Here is a 24380-nt window from a genome sequence, read left to right as displayed (position 1 = left end):
GATCCGGAGGGGACCGATGCGACCGAAGCGACCGGCCGGCGGGGCGGGACCGAACCGGCCGTCGGCAGGGCGTGGCCGCGGGGGAGGCCGTACCTACTCGGCGAAGGCGCGCGGCGCCGTCGGCGGGGCGGCCGCAGCCACCGGTGGCACGCAGCAGCGCTTCGCCGTCGGACGCATCGTGTTGGCGGTGATCCTCGCAGCGACCTGCCTCAAGCTCGTGTACGTGCAGGGTTTCCAGGCCGAGGCGTTGTCGGCGCGGGCGGAGCGGCAGAGCACGGCGACCATCGACATCCCGGCCCAGCGCGGTGACATCCTCGACCGCAACGGCGCCCAGTTGGCGTTCAGCGTCGAGACGCGCACGCTGTGGGCGAACCTGCGGTTGATGCGTAAGGAATGGCAGGAGTTCGAGAAGAACAACCCGAACTCCGACGAGAACTACGACTCCCGCGTCCAGGAGATCGCCGAGTTCATCGCCCGCAAGGTGCCCGGCAAGACGACCGAACAGGATCTGCTCGAGGACCTGCGCGACCGCGAGTCGTCGTTCACGTACCTGGTCGACGACGTGCAGCCGTCGGTGGCGGACGAGATCCAGGCCAAGTACCCCGAGATCGGGTACGAGGAGCGGGCCAAGCGCGAGTACCCGGCCGGCAATGTCGGTTCGAACATCGTCGGTTTCGCGAACTGGCGCATGGAGGACCCGGACCAGTCCAAGCACAACATCGAGGGTCTGGCGGGGTTGGAGAGCGCGCGCAACGACGTGCTGACCGGCAAGTCGGGCCGGCAGGTGGTGCAGACCGCGCAGGGCACCAACGTCGTCATCCCGGGCACGGAACGCGACCTGCAGGAGGCGACGGCCGGCTCGGACCTCGAGCTGACGATCGACTCGGACGTGCAGTACAACGTGCAGCGCATGCTGGCCGACTACGTCGAGAAGTCGGACGCCGACGGCGGCAGCGCGGTGGTGCTGGACGCCGAGACGGGCGAGATCTACAGCCTCGCCAGCGACAAGACGCTCGACCCCGGCAACCTCGACCCGGATCTGCTGACCGACAAGGCCGTCACCGAGCCGTTCGAGCCGGGCTCGGTGAACAAGCTGATCACCGCGGCCGGTGCGATCGAGGAGGGCGTCACCAAGCCCGAGAGCGTGCACCAGGTTCCCGGGTCGATCCGCGTGGCCGACCACACGGTGCACGACGCGTGGGAGCACGGCACGCAGCCGTTCACGACGACGGGCATCTTCGCGAAGTCGTCGAACGTCGGCACGCTGATGTTGTCCGACGAGCTCGGTCCGGACCGGTACCTGGAGTACCTGAAGAAGTTCGGCCTGGGGACCCGCACCGGGGCGGGGCTGCCGGGTGAGAGCCCCGGCTACATCCCGCCGCGGAACCAGTGGTCGGGCACGACGTTCGGCAACCTGCCCATCGGCCAGGGTCTGTCGATGACGGTGCTGCAGATGACCAGCATGTACCAGGCGATCGCGAACGACGGCGTGCGTGTGGAGCCGCGAGTGGTGTCGGCGACGCGCGGTCCGGACGGCAGGCGCGTGGCCGAGCCGAAGCCGGAGGAGACCCGCGTGGTCAGCCCGAACACCGCCGAGCAGGTGCGTGACATGCTGCGCGGCACCGTGCAGGACGGCGATTCCTACGAGGCCGGCACCGCTCCGCAGGCGGCCATGGAGGGCTACCAGGTGTCGGGCAAGACGGGCACGGGTCAGCAGATCAACCTGAGACGGGCGCCTACAGCCGCGACCTGTACAACATCACGTTCGCGGCATGCTGCCGGCCGAGGACCCGCGGTTCGTCGTGGGCATCCGCCTCGACGCACCCGACACGACCACCCCCGAGGGCAGCTCGGCGGCACCGCTGTTCAAGGAGATGTCGTCGTACCTGGCGCAGCGCTACGAACTGCCGCTGTCGGAGAAGCCGGCCCCGCGAGTCCCGCTCATCCACCGCCACTGACCCCGCCGAGGCGCGGGCATCCGTGGTGGGCGGGCAGCGTGCGACGTCGACCTCGGCTTCGACGTACAGGTCTGACCCCCCACCCGGTGGCACGAGGTCGGGAACGGTGAACGCCCCTGGCACCGAGGGGTTCGGTGCCAGGGGCGTTCGCGTGCGCGGGACTTACTTCGCGTAGAGCGAGTCGATGTCGTTCGCGTAGTTCTTGCTGACGACGTTGCGCTTGAGCTTCATGCTCGGGGTGATCTCACCGCCGGCCTCGGTGAAGTCCTTCGGCAGGACCGAGAACTTCTTGATCGCCTCGGCCTGCGAGACGAGCTTGTTGGCCTCGTCGATCGCGGCCTGGATGTCTGCCCGCAGCTTCTCGTCGTCGGCCAGATCGGCGACCGTCGCGTCGGCCGGCTTGCCGTTCTGCTCCTTCCACGTCGGGAAGAACTCCTCGTCGACCGTCACCAGCGCGCCGATGTACGGACGCTGGTCGCCGACCACCATCGCCTGGCTGATCAGCGGGTTCGCCTTGAGGGCGTCCTCCATCGTGGACGGGGCGACGTTCTTGCCGCCGGCCGTCACGATGATCTCCTTCTTGCGGCCCGTGATCTTGATGAAGCCCTCGGAGTCGAGCTCGCCCAGGTCGCCGGTGTGGAACCAGCCGTCCTTGACCGACTCGTCGGTGGCTTCCTTGTTCTTCCAGTACTCGCTGAACACGATGTCGCCGGACAGCAGCACCTCGCCGTCGTCGGCGATCCGCACCGAGGTGCCCTTCACCGGGCGGCCGACCGTGCCGACCTTGAACGCGTCGCGGGTGTTCACCGCGGCCGCGGCGGAGGTCTCGGTGAGGCCGTAGCCCTCGAACACCGGCACGCCGATGCCGCGGTAGAAGTGCGCCAGGCGGGCACCCAGCGGGGCGCCACCGGACACGGCCGCGATGCAGCGGCTGCCGAGCGCGGCCTGCAGCTTGCTGTAGACCAGCTTCGAGAAGACGGCGTGCTTGAGCTTCAGCGGCAGGCCGACCTTGCCCTCGTCGAGCGCCTTGCTGTACTCGATGGCGGTCGCCTCGGCGGCGTCGAAGATCTTGCCCTTGCCGCCGGAGTGCGCCTTGAGCTTGGCCGAGTTGTAGACCTTCTCGAACACGCGCGGCACCGCGACCACGAACGTCGGGCGGAACGCGCCCAGGTCGTTGACCAGGTCCGTGGTGTCGGTGTGGCCGAGGGTCACCCGCGACGAGAACGCCGTCAGCGCGATCGCCCGCGCCAGGATGTGCGCCAGCGGCAGGAACAGCAGCAGGGAGTTGCCGTCGTTCATCAGGTCCGGGAACGCGTCGATGTCGGCGCGCACCTCGGCCAGCAGGTTGCGGTGCGTCAGCGTGACGCCCTTCGGGCGACCCGTCGTGCCCGAGGTGTAACAGATCGTGGCGACGTCGTCGGCCTTCACCGCGCGGCGGCGGGCCTGCAGGTCGTCGTCCGAGACCTCCGAGCCGGTGGACGTCAGCTCCGCGACGGCACCCTTGTCGCCCTCGATCTGCCAGCTGTGGGCCAGCTCGGGCAGCCGCTCGGTGACCTCACCGAGGGTGGCGCTGTGCTCGGTCGTCTCCACGACGATGCCCTTGGCGCCCGAGTCGGACAGGATCCACTGGATCTGCTCGGCCGAGGACGTCTCGTAGATCGGCACCGTGACGCCGCCGGCGGCCCAGATGGCGAAGTCGAACAGGGTCCACTCGTAGCGCGTCTTCGACATCAGGCCGACGCGGTCGCCCTGCTCGATGCCGGATGCGATGAGGCCCTTGGCCACGGCCCCGACCTCGGCGGCGAACTTGCGGGCCGTCACGTCGTGCCAGGAGCCACCCACTCGCCGTCGGAAGCTGACGGTGTCCCCGAATCGTTCAGCATTGGCCCACACGACATCCGAGGAGCTCTCGTCGTCGGCGATGGGTCGTAGTGCTGGGGCGCTGTACTCGCGCACGTCAACCTCCGAAATGGCGAAACTCAACAACGTTGTTACTCGCCGGTCAACCTAGCTGCTGTTCGCCCGATTCACCATGGGTGGGTGGGGGCTGTTGCGATGCGCATATCATTTCGCAACCGTGACCGGTTCTCCTGCCGAGCCAGCGCTCGGGCCCGCGCTCGACATCGTCGACGAGACCTTCCTGACCGTGCCGCCAAGTTCGTTGGCGACGGTCTTCGCGGACCCGGCGTCGTGGCGTAGATATTGGCCCGATTTGGTACTCGATGTCTACACCGACCGCGGTGACCAGGGACTTCGCTGGACCGTGCGGGGTGCTCTGGTGGGCACGATGGAGGTGTGGCTCGAGCCGGTGCTCGACGGCACGATGCTGCACTACTTCCTGCGCGCCACCCCCGCCGGACCCCCGCTCTCGCCTGCCGGACTGCGTCGCGAGTTCGACCGGCGGGCCCGTGCGGCCAAGGCGATCGCCCTGGAACTCAAGACGACGATGGAGGACGGCCGCGCCGCGGGGGATCCGCCTCCGCACGGCTCGGTAGGGTGATCATGTGCGGGTTCACGTGGTCTCCGACGTGCACGGCAATGCCGAGGCACTCGCCCGGGCGGGTGATGGCGCCGACGCGCTCGTCGTCCTCGGCGACCTGATCGACTTCGTCGACTACCACGAACACGGCGGCGGCATCCTGGGTGCGCTGTTCGGCGCCGAGAACGTCGCCCGGTTCGCCACCCTGCGCCGCGAGGGCCGCCGCGGCGAGCTGCGTGAACTGTCGAAACGCCTGTGGGGCGGCCTGGACGACCCGCGCGCGGCGATCGACGAGGCCGTGCGCGAGCAGTACACTCGCCTGTTCGCCGCCCTGCCCGCACCGACCTACGCCATCCCCGGCAACGTCGACGCGCCCGCGCTGTGGCCAGAGTTCGAGGCCCCCGGGCTGCACTTCGTCGACGGCAAGACCTGCGACATCGGCGGGTTGCGATTCGGTTTCGTCGGCGGCGCCGTCCTGCCCGACGGCGCGACACCCCGCACCGACCAGGCCTGGCGCCCCTACCTGCGCACCCGCGAGGACTTCGACGCCGCGGTCGCCGGGCTCGGCGCGGTCGACGTCGTCTGCAGTCACATCCCGCCTGCGCTGCCCGAACTGACCTACGACGTCGTCGCGCGGCGGGGCGAGGTCGGCTCGGCCGCACTCGCCGAGTTGATCACCGCCGAGCAGCCGCGCTGGGCACTGTTCGGCCACGTCCATCAGCCGTTGACCTCCGCACTGCGCGTCGGGCTGACCGAATGCCGCAACGTCGGCCACTTCCAGAAGACGGCACGCCCCTACGTGCTGCGATGGTGAGGCGCGTGAACGCTACGCTCTAGCGCCATGGCCGACCAGTCCACGCAGTCCATCGAGGTCGATGCCGCTCCCGAGCGGATCATGGCCGTCATCGCCGATCTGCCCGCCTATCCGGAATGGGCCAAGGCGGTGCAGCAGACCGAGGTGCTCGAGTCCGACGAGCAGGGCAGGGCGTCGCAGGTGCGCTTCACGCTCGACTCGGGGCCGGTCAAGGACGTCTACACGCTCGAGTACGACTGGGCCGACGACGGCCTGGCGGTGAGCTGGCACCTCGTCAAGGGGCAGATGCAGAAGGCCCAGAACGGCAGCTACGCGCTCGAGCCGCTGCCCGGCGGCGGTACCCGCGTGACGTACACGCTGTCGGTCGAGCTGGCCCTGCCGATGATCGGGATGCTGCGCCGCAAAGCCGAGAAGATGATCATGGATACGGCGCTGAAGGAGCTCAAGAAGCGCGTCGAGGTCAAGGGCTGAGGCGCGTGCGGCTGCTGCTGCTCACCGGAAAAGGCGGCGTCGGCAAGACCACGCTGGCCGCCGCGACCGGCGCCGCGCTCGCGCGCCGGGGCAGCAGGACACTCGTCGTGTCCACCGACCCTGCGCACTCGCTCGCCGACGCCGTCGACGTCCCGCTCGGCCACGAACCCGTCGAGGTCGCCGACGGCCTGCACGGGGCGCAGCTCGACGTGCGCGCCCTGGCCGACGACAGCTGGGACGAGGTCCGCACCCAACTTCGCAGTGCGCTCGTGCGCGGCGCCGGCCTCGACGGACTCGAGGCCGAGGAACTGACCGTCCTGCCCGGCGTCGACGAACTGCTCGCGCTCACCGAGGTGCAGCGCCTGGCCACGGGCGGGCGCTGGGACACCGTCGTCGTCGACTGCGGCCCCACCGCCGAGACGCTGCGGCTGCTGGCCCTGCCCGACGCCGTCAGCGGCTACCTCGCGCGCATGCCCGGACCGCTGACGAAACGCTCCGGCCTCGCCCAGTCCCTCCAGGCACTGGCCGCGCGCACCGGATCGCTGAAGGACCTGCTCGCCGACCCGGCCCGCACCAGCGTCCGGCTCGTGTTCACCCCGGAACGCGTCGTCGTCGCCGAGACCCGCCGGACCCTCACCGCGCTGGCGCTGCGCGGCATCCGCGTCGACGGCATGATCGCCAACCGCGTCATGCCCGCGCCCGGCTGGTGGCGCGGCCCGGCCGCCGCCTGGGTGCGCACCCGGCGCGCGCAGCAGGAGACGGTGCTCGGCGAGCTCGAACGGTCCGGATTCGGCTCCGCCGCCGAACGGCTCCGCACCGTCGAGCACCGGGCCGCCGAACCCGTGGGCCTGGCCGCCCTTCACGCGATCGCCGACGAGCTGTACGGTTCGTCCGATCCGCTGGGCGCCGGCGGCGGGGTCGACGGGGCCGGGGAGGCCGACGACACCAATCTCGCGCCGTTGTTGCGGATGTCCGCCACCGATGTCGGGTACCAACTCCGGGTGGCAGTGCCGCTCGCCCGGGACAGCGTGGTCGACCTCGCGCGGGTCGACGACGACCTCGCGATCACCGTCGACGGCGTCCGCAGGCTGATCGCGCTGCCCGAACCACTGCGCGCCTGCCGGATCACCGATGCCGAATCCGACTCGCGCGGCGTACTCGTGCACCTGGAGGGAACCGACTCATGAGCGGCGGCACCGAGGGCACCGACCCGTCCGGCACGTCCGGCGTCGGCGCGGACAGCGCGCGGCTCGCCGAGGAGATCCGGCTGCTGGTGGACCTCGTGACCGAACGCGCCGAACCGTGGTTGCGGGGCCTGTTCGCCGCGGGGCACGGTGGCGGCGACCCGACGTCCTGCCCCGCCCCCGACGGCGGATCCGCGGCCGAGGACGACGCGGGAACCGGATCGGCGTGCTCGTGGTGCCCGCTGTGCGCAGTGATCTCGGTGGTGCGCGGCGAGGCGCCGGAGATCGCCGCCCGGGTGCTCGAACAGGCCGCTCAGGTGATCGCGCTGCTGCGCGCCGTCCTCGCCGATCGGTGGCAGCCCGAGGAGGGCGTGCACATGCCCGGCTACCGGCCGACCTCGCGGCCCGGCCCGGTCCCGGAACAGGCCACCCGACCGCAGCCGGACCCCGCGACCGCGGGCGCCTCCGACACGCCGGGTACGGGCCGACGCGTCCACAAGGTCACGGTGCGCCGCCGCGACCACTGGGAAACCCAGTAGTCGGCCGCGCAGGGGCCGGGGCGGACAGGCGAGTCGGGACGACAGGGGAGCAGCGGCAGTGGTGGCGATCGGCATCGACGTCGGCGGCACGAGCGTGCGCGCCGGGGTCGTCGATGCCTCCGGCGGCCTGCTGGACACCGCCCGCACCGCCACACCCCGCAGCGAGGCCGCCCTCGAGGAGGCCGTCGCCGGCGTCGTCGCCGAACTGCGCGCCCGGCACGACGTCGACGTCGTCGGCCTCGCCGTGGCCGGGTTCGTCGGCCACGACCGCCGCACCGTCATCTTCGCCCCGCACCTGCCGTGGCGCGACGCCGACGTCGCCGACCGCATCGCCCGCCGCGTCGCGTTGCCCGTCACCCTCGAACACGACGCCAATGCCGCCACGTTCGCCGAGTACCGCTTCGGTGCCGCCCGCGGCTGCCGCGTCGGCGCGTTCGTCGCTCTCGGCACCGGCATCGGCGCCGGGCTGCTGCTGAACGGCGAACTGTTCCGCGGCGCCCACGGCGTCGCCCCCGAACTCGGCCACCTGTGCCTCGTGCCCGGCGGGCGCACCTGCCCCTGCGGCAAGGCCGGCTGCTGGGAGCGGTACTGCAGCGGCACCGCCCTCGCCGCCACCGCCGTCGAACTGCTGGCCACCCGGCCGGGGCGGTCCACCGTGCTCGCCCGCGAGGCGGCGTCCAACCCGGACGCCGTCACCGGCCGCCGCGTCGCCGCGGCGCCCGTGACGGCGATCCGCTGGCACGGATGGCGATGGCCGATCTGGCCCGCTGGCTCGGCGAGGGGCTAGCGCTGGTCGCCGACGTCTACGACCCCGAGATCATCGTCATCGGGGGCGGGGTGTCCGAATCGGCGCCGCTGTTCCTGGACGACGCGCGCGAGGTGTACATGCGGTCGGTCACCGGTGGCAAACGCCGGCCGCTGGCCCGGATCCGCACCGCCCAGCTCGGCGACGAGGCCGCCATCGTGGGCGTCGCGACCCTGGCCGCCGAAGCACCCGCGATCGGCTCTTCCGGTGCACCCGGTGCGAGGCGATAGATTCGGGCGATGCTGGTCGGTGACGGCGACGGGTTCGTCGCGTGTGCGTGCGGTCAACGGCACTGGGGTCTGTTCGGCGCGGCCGGACTGCTGCTGACCGACCCCCGCCGCGGCGTGCTGCTCCAACACCGCGCCGGCTGGACGCATCAGGGCGGATCGTGGGCGCTGCCCGGTGGTGCGGTCCAGTTCGACGAGACGTCGGCCCAGGCGGCGGCCCGCGAGACCGAGGAGGAGACCGCCGTTCCCGGCGAGGCGTTCCGCGTGCTCGCCCAGCGCGCCGACGACCACGGCACCTGGCGCTACACCACCGTGCTGGCGACGTTGGCGGCCTCGGCCGGAGCGGTCGAACCCCGTGTCACCAACGCCGAGAGCATGGCGCTGCGGTGGGTCGCACCGGCCGACGTCGACGGATACCCGCTGCACGCCGGTTTCGCCGCGGCCTGGCCCGACCTGCGGGCCCAGCTCGACCGTGAACTCGTGCTGATCGTCGGCACGGGCCAGGACGGCATGGGTCGGGACGCTGTCGGGCGGGAGCGGTTGGACGGGCTCGCGCGCGTGGGCGTGCGCGCCAGCGACATCGGTCTGGACGGGCTGCCGGGGGCCGAACACTGGACGTGGTGGCCACGCGTGGAGCTGACCGCCGACCCGGGGGCCGCCGAGCTCGCCGCATCGGTGCGGGCGCTGCGCGCCCAGCGGCCGCGCGACCATCTCGTGCTGGTGAGCGCCGACCCCGTCGAGGACGCCGACGCGGTGCTCGACCCCGCACGGTTGCGCCGCCTGCTCGAGAACTACCCGTAACCCGGCCCGGCCGGGTTGATCAGACCGGCTTGATCAGCGCTGCGTGTTCACACCTGGGCGCCGTTGTTGGGGTCGGCGCCGGGCGGCGGGCCCTGGCGCACCCGCAGTAGGAGCAGCGCGAGGCCGGCCGCCAGTGACAGCATGCCGAGCGGGGTCGCGATGCCCGCCGCCATGCCCAGCAGCGACGGCGTGATCAACAGCAGCACGCCCAGTACGAACAGCATCAGGATCAGGAACGCGCCCTTGCGCGGTGTGGGCAGCGGCGGCGGTTCGGGCGGGACGAAGCGGTCCTCGGGGTCGTTCGGATCGCCCGGCGCGGGGCCGAACATCGTCTCGTCCCAGGCGATCGGATTGTCCCGCCAGCCCGGTTCGTTCGGCTGGGCATCCCGGGCGGTGGTTTCCGGACGGTCGTCCTCCGGACGGCGCAGCTCGTCGACCCCGCCCGCGTTGCCGACGCCGGGGTCGTCGTCGAACCCGACCCCGCCGCGGCCGCGGTCCGCCCGGTCGGCGCCGTCGTCGGCGGAGGAGTCGTCGCTCCCGCCATCGGCGGTGCCGTCGCGATATCGGCCGTCGCGATGCCGCTCGTCGTCGGCGAAGCCCTTGTCGGCGAGCGCCTGCTCGCCGAAACCCTCCGCCCGAAGGTCGGCGACGATCTCCTCGAACGTCGCGTCGACGTTCTCCGGTCCGTCGGAGCCTGGTCTGCTCACTTCGTCCCCACCTGCCTGGCCGCACGTACGGAGTCGATGCTCTGTCGTCCGAGAACGCCGCGTCGACCGGCCCTGTATCGACAGGTCCCGCGTCGAGGGTCGTCCGGCGCGTCGTTCCCGAGGGTGGCGACGTCGGAGCCCCGGTGCAAGACGGGTGCGACGGTGCTGCCGGTCGTCCCGGGGTACCGGAACGGCTCGGCGCCGGCGGGCACGGGCATGCCAGGGGCCTTTCGGTCTGATCCTCGGACGGGTGAGTACCTCCATGGTTGCACGGATCGGTTTCCCGGCGGGGCGAGTGTGGGGATCCGGTGTGCTGCCGAGGTGCGGGCGGCGGCCGGTATCCGGCGCGGGCGCGGCTGTGAGAAAGTTCGTCGTTGGCCCACCCGTGTTGTTCGGCGGCCGGCTGTGTTCGTAGTGTGATCGACCTGCACGCAGTGAGGCCGAGCGGCCGAGAACGTAAGGAGGCGTGGCCCGGTGGTGTACCGGCTGCTGAAGTACGTGATCCTCGGACCGCTGCTGCGGTTGTTCTGGCCCACGAAGGTCACCGGGGTCGAGAACATCCCGGCCGACGGCGGCGCGATCATCGCGAGCAACCACCTGGCCGTGGCCGACTCGTTCTTCATGCCGCTGTACGTGCCGCGGCGCGTCACCTTCCCCGCCAAACGCGAGTACTTCACCACGCCCGGGGTGAAGGGCCGGCTGCAGAAGTGGTTCTTCACCGCGTCCGGCCAGTTCCCGATCGACCGCTCCGGCGCTCGGCGGCGCAGGCCGCGCTGGAGACCGGAGCGCGGCTGCTCGACGAGGGACGGCTGCTGGGCATCTACCCCGAGGGCACCCGTTCGCCCGACGGCCGGTTGTACAAGGGCAAGACCGGTGTCGCGCGGATCGCGCTCGAGGCGCGGGTGCCGGTGATCCCCGTGGCCATGGTCGGCACCGACAAGGTCAACCCCATCGGCTCGAAGATGTGGTGGCCGCGGCGGCTCGAGATCCGCTTCGGTGAGCCGCTGGACTTCTCCCGCTACGAGGGACTCGCCGGCGACCGGTTCATCGAACGCTCGATCACCGACGAGATCATGTACGCCCTGATGGAACTGTCCGGCCAGGAATACGTCGACGTCTACGCGGCCAAGGCCAAGGAGGAACTCGCCGGCGCGGTGCCGCTGCCCACGCCCGCCCAGCCGCCCGGTGTCGGCGACGTCGCGCGCATGCCGGAGAGCCGGGCGGGCTGAGACGCCCGGTGTCCGGACCGGACGGTCGGCACCGTTACTGTGCTGCGGTGCGATTCTTCTACGACACCGAATTCATCGAGGACGGCGTGACCATCGACCTGGTGTCGATCGGTGTCGTGGACGAGCAGGGCCGCAGCTTCTACGCCGTCTCGACGCAGTTCAACCCGGACAAGGCGGGCAGGTGGGTGCGCGAGCACGTGCTCGACAAACTGCCCAGCCCCGCCGACCCGGCGTGGCGCAGCCGCGAACGCATCCGCGAGGACCTCGTGGAGTTCTTCGGCAAGCGTCCGACGGCATCGAACTGTGGGCCTGGTACGCCGCCTACGACCACGTCGCACTGGCCCAGTTGTGGGGTCCGATGCCCAAGCTGCCCCGTCAACTGCCCCGCTTCACCCGTGATCTGCGGCAGCGCTGGGAGGACGTCGGCAAGCCCACCCTGCCGAAGCGCCCGCCGACGCCCACGATGCGCTCGCCGACGCGCGGCACAACCTCGAACGATGGAAGATCATCGACGAGGTGCGCCGGCGCGACGGCTTCGCGAACTGATCCGCCTCGAGCGCCGTCCTCAGGCGGCGGCCCGGCGGGCTCGCACGCCTGCGGCGAGCTCGTCGAGCAGCGCGGCCGTGGTGTCCCACCCGAGGCAGGCGTCGGTGATGCTGCGTCCGTAGTCGAGCTCGTCGGCCTGCCCGAGCGTCAGGTCCTGCCTGCCCTCGGCGAGGAAGCTCTCGATCATCACGCCGGTGATGCCCGGTTCGCCGCCGGCGATCCGTCCGGCCAGCTCGTGGAGCACCGCGGCCTGCCGGACGTGGTCCTTACCGCTGTTGCCGTGGCTCGCGTCGACGACGACCCGCTCGGGCAGATCCGCCTTGCGCAGCCGCGCGAGCGTGTCGGAGATCGTGGCGGGGTCGTGGTTCGGACCGCTGCTGCTGCCGCGCAGGATCACATGGCAGTCGGTGTTGCCCGCGGTCGTGAACAGCGCCGACAGACCGTCGGTGGTGATGCCGGGGAACACGTGTCCCGCACCGGCGGCGCGCGTGGCGTCGACGGCGACCTGCACGTCGCCCTCGGTGGAGTTCTTGATGCCGACCGGCATGGACAGCGCGCTGCAGAGCTGACGGTGCACCTGGCTGGCGGCGGTACGAGCGCCGATGGAACCCCAGGTCACGATGTCGGAAATGTACTGCGGCGTGATGGGGTCGAGGAACTCGCAGCCCACGGGCAGGCCCAGGCTCGAGACGTCCAACAACAGCTGGCGCGCCATGCGCAGACCCTTGTTGACGGCGAAGCTGCCGTCGAGGTCCGGGTCGTTGATCAGACCCTTCCACCCGAGCGTCGTGCGCGGCTTCTCGAAGTACACGCGCATCACGACGTGCAGCTCGTCGCGCACCGTCTCGGCGTGGGCGGCGAGCTTGCGGGCGTAGTCCAGGGCGGCGTCGGCGTCGTGCACCGAGCACGGGCCGACCATGACGAGCAGGCGGTCGTCCTGGCCGGAGAGGATGTCGACGGTCGCCTGGCGGCCGCCGCGCACGGTGCGGGCGATGTCGGCGTCCACGGGGTGCTCGGCCCGCAGCAACGCCGGCGACATCAGGGGGCTGACGTGCGTGATGCGCTGATTGTCGAGGTCGGCGCCCGCGAGTCTCGCTAGGGAGGGATCGGCATCGGACGCCGGGACGTCGCACCGTCCGGCGCCGACGTGGAGGGGCTGGTTGGGGTGGCCATCGGGGCTTCCTTTCCGCAAGCCGCCCCGGAATCCACCGAGCCGGCTTGGCTTCCGGCTCGAAGTGGGGGATGGTCAGCGCACGGCCACGCCGACCGGCCCACTCCGGGCCGGCCACGTAAACCAGTAGAAACGCTGCATGAGTGGCACCGTAGCACAGGCTAACCTTCCTTGACCGGTGCAGTGATGCACGTCCCGTGGCAAGATCATTGCCACGAGCTCGTCGACGCGTACGAGCCGCCCTTTTCGGCAACACAACTCTCGAAACACAACTCTCGAAACACAGCGACGTGTGGAGGCAGGCGAGCGATGCGAGTGGGTGTCCTGACCGGCGGCGGCGACTGCCCGGGACTGAACGCGGTGATCCGCGCCGTCGTGCTCAAGGGGGTGAACCAACACGGATGGGACGTCGTCGGCTTCCGCAACGGCTGGCAAGGACCGCTCACCGGCGACGTGCGCACCCTGAGCACCGACGACGTCGAACCGATCCTCACCCGCGGCGGCACCATCCTCGGCTCGTCGCGCACCAACCCCTACGCCGTCGACGACGGCCCCGCACGCATCGCGTCCGTACTCGCCGAACAACGCATCGACGCGCTCATCGCCATCGGCGGCGAGGACACCCTCGGCGTGGCACACCGGCTCGGCAAGGAGGGCATCGACGTCGTCGGCGTGCCCAAGACCATCGACAACGACCTCGGCGCCACCGACTACACCTTCGGCTTCGACACCGCCGTGCACATCGCCACCGAAGCCATCGACCGACTCCACACCACCGCCGAATCGCACCACCGAGCCCTCGTCGTCGAAGTCATGGGCCGGCACGCCGGCTGGATCGCACTGCACTCCGGCATGGCCGGCGGGGCCAGCGCCATCCTCGTGCCCGAACGACAATTCTCCGTCGACCAGGTCGTCACCTGGGTCGAACGACGCTTCCACCGCGAATACGCCCCCATCATCGTCGTCGCCGAGGGAGCCCTGCCCGAGGGCGGCGCCGAAGTGCTGCAGAACGGCGAGAAGGACGCCTTCGGACACGTCCGACTCGGGGGAGTGGGATCCTGGCTCGCCGACGAGATCGCCACCCGCACCGGCAAGGAATCCCGCGCCGTCGTCCTCGGCCACACGCAACGCGGCGGAACACCCACCGCCTACGACCGCGTCCTCGCCACCCGATTCGGACTCCAGGCTGTCGACGCCGTCGCCGACGGCGAATTCGACGTGATGGTCGCCTTGCGCGGGGTGGGGGTCGAGCGGATCGGCCTCGCCGACGCGGTGGATGTGTTGAAGACCGTTCCCGAGGAGCGGTTGGCCGAAGCCGAGGTGTTCTTCGGTTAGGGGGAGCGAGGAGGGCGGTGCATTTCGGGGTGCCGTGTCAGCAGTTCGCGTCGCCGTGTCGGAGTTTCGCGTCGCCGTGTCAGCATTCTGTGGCGCCGTGTTGGCAACTCACGTCGCTGTGTTGGCAGTTCGCGGCACTGTGTTGGCAATCCATGACGCCGTGTTGGGGTTTCGGGGTGGGTTGTTGGGGTTGCGTCCTTGGGGTGAGGGGTGCCTCGCCGGCGGGCAGGTCTCCGGGATGGTGGGGCGACTGGTGTCGCTGTTCCGTGTCATCCCGTCGACCTCGCTTTTCGTTTATCACGCTGCAGGCAGGGCGCAAGGTTGTGTTGTTTGGCTGCGGTGTTGGGGTGGGTTGCGCCCTGCCTGCAGCGTGATGGTTTCGTTTTAGGTCGACGGGATGACACGGTGGAGGTGCGTGTTTGAGGGGGTGGGGGTGGCGGGTTTGCCCTTGCTTCGCTTCGGGGGTGGACGGTTTTGTGGGGTTGTTTCTGGGGTGGCTTTTCGGGTTGCTTTTGGGTGGAGTTGTTGTGGGGTGTTTGGTATCATTTAGGGGTGTCGACGTTGACTTCTTCTCTTCTTGGTGAGCTTGATCGGGTTCGTGCCGATCGGGCTCGGCTTGATGCTCGGGAGGCGGTTTTGCTGGCTCGGTTGGAATCGGTTGAGTCCGATTCTGCGGGGTTGGTGGAGTCGTTGCGTCCGGTGTTGCGGGGGTCTCGGGCTCAGGTCGAGAAGCGAGTTGCCCTCGCCTCGACGCTGACCTCTGATCACCCTGGGATGTTGGGGGCGATGTCGCGTGGGGAGGTCGACTCGTACGGGGCTTCGCGGGTTGTTGCTGTGACGTCCGGGATGTCGTCCGCCGATGCACGCGCCGTCGATGCCCAGTTGGCCGAGAAGCTGTCGTCGTCTCCGGCCTCGACGTTCATGCCCGACAACTTGGCTGCGCATGCGCGGAGAATTGCGAATTCCGTTGATCCTGAGGGGCAGGCCGCGCGAGCCCGCACGGCGCGGCAGGGGCGGAAGGTCGAAATCATCCACGGTGAGAACGCCATGTCCCGACTGACCGCACACGTGCCCGTCGAAGTCGCCTCCGCCGCCTACGCCCGCGTCGACGGGATGGCTCAGGCCCTGCGGCGGGCCGGATCGTCGCGATCGATGGATCAGTTGCGGGCTGATGTCACCACAGATCTGCTCCTCGGGCGTGATCCCGGCGTCACCGCACCCGAAACAGCCGCCACCGTCTCCCTACACATGCCGGCCTCCACCGCACTCGGCATCACCGACGACGGCTGCACCCTCGACGGCTACGGCACCATCCCTGCACCCATCGCCCGAGAGATCATGACCAACCCCGCCAGCACCTGGCGCAAAGTCCTCTGCGATCCGACCACCGGCACACCAACATCCCTCGGTCGCACCCGGCGCAAACCCTCAACCACCATCCGAGACCTCGTCCGCATCCGCGACCGCGAATGCGTCGTCCCGTGGTGTCACCGACCCGCCACCCACACCGACTTCGACCACGAACAACCCTGGACAGATGGCGGACCGACGTCAGCCACCAACGGCACCAGCCGCTGTCGACACCACCACCGCCTCAAACACCACCCACGCTGGACCCACAGCCACAACCCGACCCACAGCACCACGACAGTCACCACACCCCACGGCACGACGTACACCGCGCCCGTCCCACCGGTGCTGCGACCATGAGCTCGGCCCGGCCGAACGGCCGCTCCGGATCAGTCCGGCAGGCGCCTGCCGATCACCAGCGAACTCGCCGCCGCGCCGAACAACGTCAGCGTGCCCAGCACCACCCACGGCCGGCTCGCGTCCGTGTCCTGAGTTTCGTAGCCGATCTGCTCGCCCAGGCTCGCGTACACCTCGCGCAGCTCCTCGGCCGTCGCCGCCTTGTAGAAATCGCCACCCGACAAGCGCGCGATCTCCCGCATCGACGGGTCATCCACCGGCACCGGCACTTCCTTGCCCTCGATCTCCACCGAACCGTGCGACGTGCCGAACGAGATCGTGCTCACCGGGATGCCCTTGTCCTTGGCCTCCACCGCCGCCGTGAACGCACCCCGCGGCGCATACTCGTCCTGCGGCACCGTCTGCTTGCCGTCCGTCATCAACACGATCCGCGCCGGCGGCGGACCCTCCGCACCGCCCACCACCGACGAGAAACTCTCGATGGACTGCAACGCCGCGAACATGCCCTCGCCCGTCGCCGTCGACTGCGCCAACTTCAAATTGTCGATCGCATGCGTCACCGGGCCCCGCTCCGTCGTCGGCGCCACCAACACCGTCGCCGTACCCGCGAACGAGATCAACCCCAGGTTCACCCCCGGCGTCAGCCCTCCGCGAACTCCGACGCCGCCGTCTGCGCCGCCTCCAACCGCGACGGCTCCACATCCGTGGCCTCCATCGACAGCGACACATCCATCACCATCATGACCGTCGCCCGATTCCGCGGCACCTTCTGCTCCGCCGTCGGACCCGCCAACGCAAAAGTCAACAACAACAACGACACGACCAACAACGCCGACGGCACATGCCGCGTCCACCGCTTCCCACTCGGCGCCACCCGCTCCAACAACGCCAAGTTCGAGAACCGCATCGTGCGCCGACGCCGCGCCCTCGACGCCAACACGTAGCCCACCACCACGGCAGCCACCACGATCAGCAGCACGAACCACCACGGCGACGCGAACCCCGTCAGATTCATGACACCGCCCCCGACCAACCACGTTTTCGCGCCACCACGAACCGCACCACATCCGCGATCCAGTCCGAATCCGTGCGCAACACCAAATGACCCGCACCGGCCTGACGCAACGCCCGCGCCACCTCCGTGCGATGCTCCTGCGCCGCCGCCGCGAACTCCTTACGCAACAACGCCGACGCGTGCACCTCCCGCTGCCGACCCGTCTCCGGGTCCGCCAACACGATGTCGCCCACCTCCGGCAGATCCACATCCCGCGGATCCAACACCTCGACACCGATCAGATCGTGCCGCGCCGACAACCCCCGCAACGGCCGCTGCCACGACATGTCCCCCAGGAAATCCGACACCACCACCGCAAGACCCCGCCGACGCGGCGGCCTGCGCAGCTGATCGACCAACTCCCCCAGATCGCCGCCCGTACCCTCCTCCGCGCGCGGCATCTCCGCGATCCGCCGAATCAAATTCCGCGCATGCGCCTGCCCACCCCGCGCCGCACCCGCACCGTCTCCGCGCCGTTCGAGATCAACGCGCCCACCCGGTTGCCGCCGCCCGACGTCAGATGCGTGATCGCCGCCGCCGCGCACACCACCAGATCCCGCTTCTCGCAGAACGCCGTGCCGAAATCCAGACTCGCCGACACATCAGCGACGAGCCACGTCTCCAACTCGCGGTCCGCGATCGTCTCCCGGATGTGCGGGGTCGTCGTCCGCGCCGTCACCGCCCAATCCATGCGGCGCACATCGTCGCCCGGCTGATACGGCCGCGCCTCCCCCGGCTCCGACCCCGGCCCCGGAACCAGACCCAGATGATTGCCCTGCAACAACCCGTCCAACCGGCCACGCACGTCGAACTCCAACGTGCGCAATCCGGCCTCCAACCGGTCGCCACGCAGCACCGGCGGCGCCCACCTCGGCCGCTCAGCGTCCCCGGAGGCACCCGCGGCCGACCCGGCCCGCTCGTCCTCCGGCTCCCGGCCGGCGTCCCCGGTGCGCTTCTGCCATGCCATATCGCCCGGTTACCTGCCCGGAACGCCTGCGGCCACCGGCTGCCCGCCCGTGGGACGAGCGGTCACCTGCGGCAACGGAACGGTCTGCAGGATGCGCGTGATGATGTGGTCCAACGGCACCCCGTCGGCCAGCGCGTCGTACGACAACACCAACCGGTGCCGCAACACATCCGGCACCACGTCCACCACATCCTGCGGCAACACGTAATCCCGGCCGCGCACCAACGCCACGCCCGCGACGCCGAGATGATGCCCAGGCTCGCACGCGGCGAAGCTCCGTACGACACCCAGCCGGCCACATCCGTCAGACCGTGCTCACCCGGGGTCCGCGTCGCCAACACCAGCCGCACCACGTAGTCCACCAGCGCGTGGTGCACGAACACCTGCGACGCCACGCCCTGCAGCCGCGCCAGCTCCTCGGGAGACAGGACCGCCTGCGGCTCGGGCGCCGACACGCCCATCCGGTAGACGATCTCCCGCTCCTCCTCCGCCGACGGGTACTCCACGATGATCTTGAACAGGAAGCGGTCGCGCTGCGCCTCCGGCAGCGGGTAGACGCCCTCGTTCTCGATCGGGTTCTGCGTCGCCAACACCAGGAACGGATCCGGCATCGGGAACGTCTCGCCGCCCAGCGACACGTGCCGCTCGGCCATCACCTCGAGCATCGCGGACTGGACCTTCGCCGGCGCGCGGTTGATCTCGTCGGCGAGCACGAAGTTCGCCACCACGGGCCCCAGCTCGACGTCGAACTTCTCGCTGCCCTGGCGGTAGATGCGCGTACCGAGGATGTCGGCTGGCACCAGGTCCGGCGTGAACTGCACGCGGGAGAACGATCCGCCCACCACCTTGGCGAACGTCTCGACCGCGAGGGTCTTCGCGACGCCCGGAACACCTTCGAGCAGCAGGTGACCCTTCGCGAGCAGGCCCACCAACATGCGTTCCACCAGTCGGTCCTGGCCGACGATGATGCGCTTGACCTCGAACACGGTCCGTTCGAGCAACTGGGCGTCACGTGCGGGTGCGCCGGGTTCCGCCCCGTTCGCGCCGTCGGGGATGCCGGGCTCCGTCACGCCTAACCTCCTAGCCGGTGATCTTCCCTCTCCGCCGGGACCGTACCGCCCGCCGAACCCGCACAACCGAGCGAGGTGCTCCCTGCACAGGGAACCGTCCGGGCGGTATGACCGGTGTGAACCGGGTGTCCGGAGGCGGTCACAGGTCCGCCGGTGTGTCCACGTCGGCGGTCTCGCCCGGCCGTGCCGGCACCTCGGCCGTCCGCAGCCCGCCGAGCACCGTCCGCAGCGCCGTGCCCGCCGGTTCCGGCGGCAGGGCAGCGCGCACGGCCGCCGTCCGCCACGCGCTCTGCAACCACTGGCGACGCCCGTCGTCGTCGACCAGCACGGCCCCGTCGAGCTCCGGGTCCGCGGCGAGCTGATCGACCAGTCGCGCCACCGTGTCCGGCCGGACGCCCGGCAGGTCCGCCGCCAGCAGGACCACCACGGCGGCCTCCACTGTGGACAGGCCCGCCGCGAGCGCGGCAACCGGGCCCCCGCCCGCCGCTCCTCCCGCGTCCACCGCACGGCCGGGTCGGAGCCGGGGCCGTCGAAGCCAGGACGCCAGGGGCCGACGACGACCACGTCCTCGGCCCGGTCGGGCCCGTCCTGCGCCGCGCGCAGCGAACGTTCCAACAGCGTCGTGCCGCCGACCTCGAGCATGGGCTTGTCGACGCCGCCGAGCCGCCGGGCCCGGCCGCCGGCGACGATCACGCACGCGAACGACATGCGTCGAGCTTGGCACGTAGGACCGATCGGCCGTCGTGCGCCTCAGCCGATCAAGCGGGTCGCGTAGGGCAGGATGTCGCCGTAGCGCACCGGCACGACCTGGACGTGGCCACCGGACTGCGGTGCCTCGATCATCTGCCCGTTGCCCAGGTACAGCGCCACGTGGTGGATGCCGGCGTTGCCCCAGAAGATCATGTCGCCGCGCTGCATCTGCGACAGCGGCACCTTACGGCCCGAGTCGTACTGGTAGCCGCTGTAGTGCGGGAGCGCCTGCACCCCGGCGAACGCGTAGATCATCAGCCCCGAGCAGTCGAAACCGATCTTGGCGTAGTCGCCGTGGGCGTCGGCCACACCGCCGTCGCGGATGCCGTAGGTGGGACCGCTGGCGTTGCCGCCGCCCCAGGCGTACTGCACGCCGAGCTGCGACATCGCCCGCTGCACGACGGCCTCGACCGTCGCGCCCGCGGGAGCGGAACTCGACGACGGGGCCGGCGCCGGCGCCGGCGCCGAGGATCCGCTGCTGCCGGCCGAGCTCGCCGCGGCCTGGGCGGCGGCCTGCGCCTGCGCGGCTTCCTCGGCCTCCTTCTCCGCCTGCCACTGTTCGTAGGCGTCGCGCTGCCCCTCGAGGCCGCTGACGTTCGACCGTGCCTCGCGGAGTTGCTCCTCGACCTCGCCGCGCTCGGACTCGAGGGTCTCGGTCCGGGCCGCCTGCGCCTGCCGCGCGTCGATCGCCGTCTGCTGCGCCTCCTCGGCGGCCACGCGCGCCTCGCCGGCCGCGGTCCGCTTCGCGCGGGCCTCCTCGAGCGCCTCGCGGGCGGCGGCGTCCTTGTTGGACTTCTCCACCTGGGCCCGGCGCATGTTCTCGAGCACGTCCATCTCGCTGCCGCTGACGGCCCCGAGCAGCTGTTCCCGCGACAGCAGGTCCTTCGGCGACTCCGCTCCGAGGTACGCGCTCAGGGAGCCGACCGTGCTGCCCTGCCGGTAACTGCCCGCGACGAACCGGTCGAGGTTCTCGCGCATGCCGCGGATCGCGCCCGACGCGGTCTCGGCCTCGGCGTTCGCCTCCTCCGCGGCCTGTTCGGCGCTGTCGGCGGCGGAACGGGCCCGCTGAAGGTCGACGCGGGCCTTGTTGGCCTCCTCCATCTTGCGCTCGACCTCGTTGCGCAAGGTGGTCAGCCGCGACTCGGCGTCGGCGAGGCGGCTGGTGAGCCTGCCGACCTCGTCTGCCCGGTCGTTGGCCTCCGCGCGTCCGGCCTCGAGCTCGGAATCGCTCGGGTTGGGCGGCGGTGGCGGCACGGCAAGAGCGGTTCCCGGCCCCGCCATCACTGCGGCGAGTGCCAGCGCCCCCACGGCCAGCACCGAACCTCGCGTCCTCGTCCCCACCTGGGCCCACCTCCTGCTCATCCGAGAAGAACTGTGCCATTTCGGTCACGGCATCACCAGTTGTCACATGCGAATCACTGTCACCTCCCATCACAATTCCCCGGTTCGGGTGACCCTTACCGAGTTGCGCAGGGCCGTTGTCGCCTCCACCCCGGTGACCTGCGACACCGCGAGATCTCGATTCGCACCGATTCACCGTCGCGGTCGGGGCCGCCACGGCACGATGGGAACTCATGTCGTCCGCCCGCACGTTCCCCATCACGGCCTCGGCCGCTGGCGCCTCGTCACGGCGGCCGGACTCGTCACCGCCGTGGTCGGCACGTTCCTGCCCTGGTTCGTCTCCGGCGCCGTGACCAGGGACAGCTACGAGGCGTCGGGCTCATCGGCGCCCTCGGTCTGGCCGGGGACGCGCAGCCGGTGCTCGAGCTCTGGGCCGCGGTTCCGCTGCTGTGTGCCGGGTCCGCGGCGCTGTTGCTGACGCGCTTCACCCGCACCGCGGCGGTAGCGTGTTGGATTCCGGCAATTCCGGTGGGAACCGTTTCGGTACTCCTGACCGTCCAAGCCTTCGATCGCGACGGACCGGTCGGCATCGCCGCCCCGGGCCCCGTCGTGACCGCCACGGGAACGGCCGTCGCGGCCGTCGCGGCCGTGGGCGTTCTCGCAAGCGCACACCTTCGGAAGGGTGCGCGCTGACGACCGAGCAGACAGGTAGGAATCCGTGACGACTCCCCAGGACCCGAACAACCCGTGGGGCGGGCAGCCCGGCCCGTACGGCGGACAGCAGGGCGGTTATCCGCAGGGTGGTGGCTACCCGCAGGGCGGCCATCCGCAGCAGAACTGGCCCCACGGCGGTCAACCCCAGCAGCCTTACGGCCAGCCCGGCCAGTTCGGCCAGCAGCCGTTCGGCCAGCCCCAGTACGGACAGGACCCGTACGGCCAGCAGGCCTACGGGGCGCAGTACGGCGTCACACCCGACGCGGGCGGAAACTCCGGTGGCGGCAAGGGCAAGCGCGGACTGATCATCGGTCTCGTCGCCGTGCTGGTGGTGGCGGTCGGCGTCGCGGGGTCGTACTTCGCGTTCTTCCGTCAGGCTCCGTGGCCGCCGGCGCCTCGTCGCCGACCGACGCGGTGCGCACGCTCGCGACCTCGCTCGAGGACGCCGACGTGGCGGGCGCGATGAGCGGCCTGGCACCGTCCGAGGCCGCGCTGCTGACCGATCCCCTCGAGGATCTCGTCGGCGAGTACCAGCGCCTCGGGGTGTTCCGTGACGACGCGAGCGCCGACGACCTGCGCGGCATCAGCCTGACCGCCGAGAACCTGCAGTTCGACGAGAGCGCCGAGGAGCGCGTCAACGACCGCGTCGTGATCACCAAGCTGACCGGCGGCACGCTGACCTTCACCGGCAACGCCGACGAGCTGCCGCTCGCGCCGGAGTACAAGGACGAGCTGGTCGGTTCGGGCAACACCGTCGAGACGCACACGGTCGACATCGCCGAGGAGACCGACGAGCCGATCCGCATCGCCGCCGTCCAGGAGGACGGCGAGTGGTACCCGAGCCTGTTCTACACCGCCGCCGACGCGATCCTGCAGCAGGAGGGCGCCGCGTGGCCCGAGGAGTCGGTGCAGCCGCAGGGCGCGGGTTCGCCCGAGGACGTCGTGCGCGAAACGGTCGATGCCGCGGTGGCCGGTGACCTGGAGCGCGTGCTCGCGCTGCTGCCGCCGGGCGAGATGAGCGTGCTGCACGACGCCGGTCCGCTGCTGCTCGAGCAGGCCTCCGACTTCCCGGGCGCGCCCGGTGCGGAGCTCACCGACCTGCAGACCGAGACCAGCGACGTCGAGGGCGGCACGCGCGTGACCGTCACCGCGGTGACGGTCAGCGTCGACGGCCAGACGTTCACGGTGCGCCAGGACGGCGACTGCTACGAGGCCGAGGCGCAGGGCCGCACGGAGCGGATGTGCGGGGAGGACCTGGTGGGGATGATGGCCTCCGAGTTCCGGGGCGCCATGCCGCGGCAGGCCGCCGAGATGATGGGAAACCTGGCCGGCGGCGTCATGGAGCAGGGCATCGGCGTCGTCACGGTCGAGGTCGACGGCGAGCACTACCTCAGCCCGGTGCGCACGGTCACCGAGCTCGGCCTGACGGTTCTGCGCAGCCTCTCGCGCGAGGACTTCGAGGCGATGACGCAGGGCGGGTTCTGACCCGCGCAGTCAACTCGCACATGCGGGGGTGGGCCGGAAGCCGGCCCACCCCCGCTTGCGTGTGTGGCGACCGTGCTCGAGTGCCGGCTCAGCTTTCTCGCCGGGCGTGGGCGCCCCAGCTGTTCCAGTGCACGACGTCCTCGACGGGCGCACGCTTGGGACGCGCCCACCGGCCCCGTTCCGGGTACCCCATCGGGATCAGCGCCATCGTCAGCGCGTCGTCCGGCAGTCCGAGCAGGCTGCGCAGTTCGTCCTCGTGGCCCGCGTACAGCGTGGTCAGCGAGGTGCCGATCCCCCGCGCTCGCGCCGCGAGGCACAGGTTCTGGACCGCACCGTAGATCGAGGACCCGGTGCGCGGGTCGGTCGCCTCGGCCGCACGCCGCAGCACGGGGAACACCCACACCGGCGCCTCCTCGAGGTGTTCGGCCAGGTGCTCGGCACCGCGGAACCCGGCAGGACTCAGTCCCTCGGCCGTGCCTGCGAGGAACTGTTCCTTCCGGCTGCCGTAGGCGCGCTGCCAGTTCTCCCGGTACCAGGGCGCTACCCGCTTCTTGATCTCGGGATCGGTGACGACGACCCAGCCCCACTCCTGCCGATTACCGCCGGAGGGCCCGCGGACCGCGGTGTCCAGGATCTCCCACAGCACCTCGTCGGGGATCGGGTCCGGCGCGAGGTACCGCCGTGCCGGGGTCGTGTTGAGCACCTCCCAGGCGGTCTGCTCCTCCACGGGCGGGTCGACATCGCGCATGCTGCGTACTCCGTTCGTCGGCGGCGCTGCTCGTCGCCGGTCCGTGTGTGCTGGTCCGAGGCCGGCACGGTCATCCCACCACGCGGACAACCGAGGCGGACGACACCCAGGACGATCACCACCGCCGAATACCAGACGCCGCCGACGACGTGCCCCCGTGGCCCTGGCTTGACATAAAAAAGGACAGGCGTACTGTTTGTGGGGCAGGGATCTTCCGAGCCCACCTCTGCGGGCGCGACGGGGGTGCGCAAGACTCGGCCCTGGGTACCCGAACTAAC

16 protein-coding genes and 8 pseudogenes are annotated in these 24380 nt (G+C 70.7%); 14 read left to right on the top strand and 10 right to left on the bottom strand.

The window, feature by feature from the left end; genetic code table 11:
* Positions 1-16 precede the first annotated feature (16 nt).
* A pseudogene (locus BJF85_RS16195) lies at positions 17-1958 on the top strand (peptidoglycan D,D-transpeptidase FtsI family protein).
* 162 nt (positions 1959-2120) lie between these two features.
* Here the strand turns inward: BJF85_RS16195 and BJF85_RS16190 are convergent.
* Positions 2121-3914, bottom strand: coding sequence for a long-chain fatty acid--CoA ligase (locus tag BJF85_RS16190; protein ID WP_075848620.1), 1794 nt, complete (start codon positions 3912-3914; stop codon positions 2121-2123).
* 121 nt (positions 3915-4035) lie between these two features.
* Between BJF85_RS16190 and BJF85_RS16185 the strand changes: the two genes are divergently transcribed.
* The 7 genes and pseudogenes from BJF85_RS16185 to BJF85_RS16155 all read left to right on the top strand — a co-directional run bounded on the left by BJF85_RS16185 (position 4036) and on the right by BJF85_RS16155 (position 9278).
* Positions 4036-4458, top strand: coding sequence for a polyketide cyclase / dehydrase and lipid transport (locus tag BJF85_RS16185; RefSeq protein ID WP_075848618.1), 423 nt, complete (start codon positions 4036-4038; stop codon positions 4456-4458).
* A gap of 4 nt (positions 4459-4462) precedes the next feature.
* Complete coding sequence (locus tag BJF85_RS16180; RefSeq protein WP_075848616.1) at positions 4463-5251, top strand: metallophosphoesterase; 789 nt, start codon at positions 4463-4465, stop codon at positions 5249-5251.
* A 27-nt stretch (positions 5252-5278) separates the two neighbouring features.
* A complete protein-coding gene (locus BJF85_RS16175; RefSeq protein WP_075848614.1) occupies positions 5279-5722 on the top strand; it encodes an SRPBCC family protein in 444 nt (147 codons plus the stop codon).
* A 5-nt stretch (positions 5723-5727) separates the two neighbouring features.
* On the top strand, positions 5728-6909 hold the full coding sequence (locus BJF85_RS16170) for an ArsA family ATPase (RefSeq protein ID WP_075848612.1): 1182 nt from the start codon (positions 5728-5730) through the stop codon (positions 6907-6909).
* Positions 6906-7445, top strand: a complete 540-nt coding sequence (locus BJF85_RS16165) for a hypothetical protein (protein ID WP_083666457.1) — start codon at positions 6906-6908, stop codon at positions 7443-7445. Before BJF85_RS16170 ends, BJF85_RS16165 begins: the two co-directional genes overlap by 4 nt.
* 73 nt (positions 7446-7518) lie before the next feature.
* Positions 7519-8480 (top strand): annotated as a pseudogene (locus tag BJF85_RS16160) (ROK family protein).
* Positions 8481-8489: 9 nt separating this feature from the next.
* Entirely contained in the window at positions 8490-9278 is a 789-nt protein-coding gene (locus BJF85_RS16155) for an NUDIX hydrolase (protein WP_075848610.1), read from the top strand.
* 47 nt (positions 9279-9325) lie between these two features.
* Here the strand turns inward: BJF85_RS16155 and BJF85_RS16150 are convergent, their stop codons facing one another.
* Positions 9326-9985 carry a hypothetical protein gene (locus tag BJF85_RS16150; protein WP_075848608.1) on the bottom strand — a complete coding sequence of 220 codons (660 nt, stop codon included), beginning with the start codon at positions 9983-9985 and terminating at the stop codon, positions 9326-9328.
* Positions 9986-10459: 474 nt separating this feature from the next.
* Here BJF85_RS16150 and BJF85_RS16140 point away from each other — a divergent pair.
* Both BJF85_RS16140 and BJF85_RS16135 read left to right on the top strand, forming a co-directional pair.
* Positions 10460-11214 (top strand): annotated as a pseudogene (locus BJF85_RS16140) (lysophospholipid acyltransferase family protein).
* A 47-nt stretch (positions 11215-11261) separates the two neighbouring features.
* A pseudogene (locus tag BJF85_RS16135) lies at positions 11262-11760 on the top strand (polyadenylate-specific 3'-exoribonuclease AS).
* Positions 11761-11779: 19 nt separating this feature from the next.
* Here the strand turns inward: BJF85_RS16135 and BJF85_RS16130 are convergent.
* A complete protein-coding gene (locus BJF85_RS16130; protein WP_255375678.1) occupies positions 11780-12952 on the bottom strand; it encodes a 3-deoxy-7-phosphoheptulonate synthase in 1173 nt (390 codons plus the stop codon).
* Positions 12953-13240: 288 nt separating this feature from the next.
* On the opposite strand from BJF85_RS16130, the gene BJF85_RS16125 reads away from it, so the two are divergent.
* Complete coding sequence (locus BJF85_RS16125; protein ID WP_075848604.1) at positions 13241-14266, top strand: 6-phosphofructokinase; 1026 nt, start codon at positions 13241-13243, stop codon at positions 14264-14266.
* 516 nt (positions 14267-14782) lie between these two features.
* The gene (locus BJF85_RS16120; RefSeq protein ID WP_369822191.1) at positions 14783-15976 is read left to right on the top strand and encodes a DUF222 domain-containing protein; all 1194 of its coding nucleotides are present in this window, start codon (positions 14783-14785) and stop codon (positions 15974-15976) included.
* Between the two features lie 29 nt (positions 15977-16005).
* Here BJF85_RS16120 and BJF85_RS16115 read toward each other — a convergent pair.
* From BJF85_RS16115 to BJF85_RS16095, 6 genes and pseudogenes are all read right to left on the bottom strand, one after another.
* Positions 16006-16988 (bottom strand): annotated as a pseudogene (locus tag BJF85_RS16115) (VWA domain-containing protein).
* A pseudogene (locus tag BJF85_RS16110) lies at positions 16985-17994 on the bottom strand (DUF58 domain-containing protein). Before BJF85_RS16110 ends, BJF85_RS16115 begins: the two co-directional pseudogenes overlap by 4 nt.
* A 9-nt stretch (positions 17995-18003) precedes the next feature.
* Positions 18004-19064: pseudogene (locus BJF85_RS16105) on the bottom strand (AAA family ATPase).
* A gap of 139 nt (positions 19065-19203) precedes the next feature.
* Positions 19204-19566: a molybdenum cofactor guanylyltransferase gene (locus BJF85_RS31495; RefSeq protein WP_369822198.1), complete on the bottom strand. Its 363-nt coding sequence runs from the start codon at positions 19564-19566 to the stop codon at positions 19204-19206.
* A 95-nt stretch (positions 19567-19661) separates the two neighbouring features.
* Positions 19662-19706: pseudogene (locus tag BJF85_RS31490) on the bottom strand (hypothetical protein); the annotation flags it as partial.
* A gap of 108 nt (positions 19707-19814) precedes the next feature.
* Entirely contained in the window at positions 19815-21176 is a 1362-nt protein-coding gene (locus BJF85_RS16095; RefSeq protein WP_075848601.1) for an NlpC/P60 family protein, read from the bottom strand.
* Positions 21177-21873: 697 nt separating this feature from the next.
* Here BJF85_RS16095 and BJF85_RS26670 point away from each other — a divergent pair.
* Entirely contained in the window at positions 21874-22335 is a 462-nt protein-coding gene (locus BJF85_RS26670; protein WP_083666452.1) for a hypothetical protein, read from the top strand.
* Positions 22251-23354 carry a hypothetical protein gene (locus BJF85_RS16085; protein WP_083666450.1) on the top strand — a complete coding sequence of 368 codons (1104 nt, stop codon included), beginning with the start codon at positions 22251-22253 and terminating at the stop codon, positions 23352-23354. The genes BJF85_RS26670 and BJF85_RS16085 overlap by 85 nt, the downstream gene beginning before the upstream one ends.
* 88 nt (positions 23355-23442) lie before the next feature.
* Here BJF85_RS16085 and BJF85_RS16080 read toward each other — a convergent pair whose 3' ends face one another.
* Positions 23443-24102 (bottom strand): nitroreductase family protein, encoded by a 660-nt coding sequence (locus BJF85_RS16080; RefSeq protein ID WP_075848597.1) that lies wholly within the window; start codon positions 24100-24102, stop codon positions 23443-23445.
* Positions 24103-24380 lie beyond the last annotated feature (278 nt).

This window comes from Saccharomonospora sp. CUA-673, assembly GCF_001942305.1.
Classification (GTDB): domain Bacteria; phylum Actinomycetota; class Actinomycetes; order Mycobacteriales; family Pseudonocardiaceae; genus Prauserella.
Note: the sequence above shows the minus strand (reverse complement) of the source record. Positions and strands in the feature narration are given on the sequence as shown.

Bases quoted from the DNA above. Each gene is read 5' to 3' on its own strand.
- BJF85_RS16125 (WP_075848604.1), top strand. From the start codon at position 13,241: ATGCGAGTGGGTGTCCTGACCGGCGGCGGCGACTGCCCGGGACTGAAC.
- BJF85_RS16095 (WP_075848601.1), bottom strand. From the start codon at position 21,176: ATGAGCAGGAGGTGGGCCCAGGTGGGGACGAGGACGCGAGGTTCGGTG.
- BJF85_RS16175 (WP_075848614.1), top strand. From the start codon at position 5,279: ATGGCCGACCAGTCCACGCAGTCCATCGAGGTCGATGCCGCTCCCGAG.
- BJF85_RS16165 (WP_083666457.1), top strand. From the start codon at position 6,906: ATGAGCGGCGGCACCGAGGGCACCGACCCGTCCGGCACGTCCGGCGTC.
- BJF85_RS16155 (WP_075848610.1), top strand. From the start codon at position 8,490: ATGCTGGTCGGTGACGGCGACGGGTTCGTCGCGTGTGCGTGCGGTCAA.
- BJF85_RS16080 (WP_075848597.1), bottom strand. From the start codon at position 24,102: ATGCGCGATGTCGACCCGCCCGTGGAGGAGCAGACCGCCTGGGAGGTG.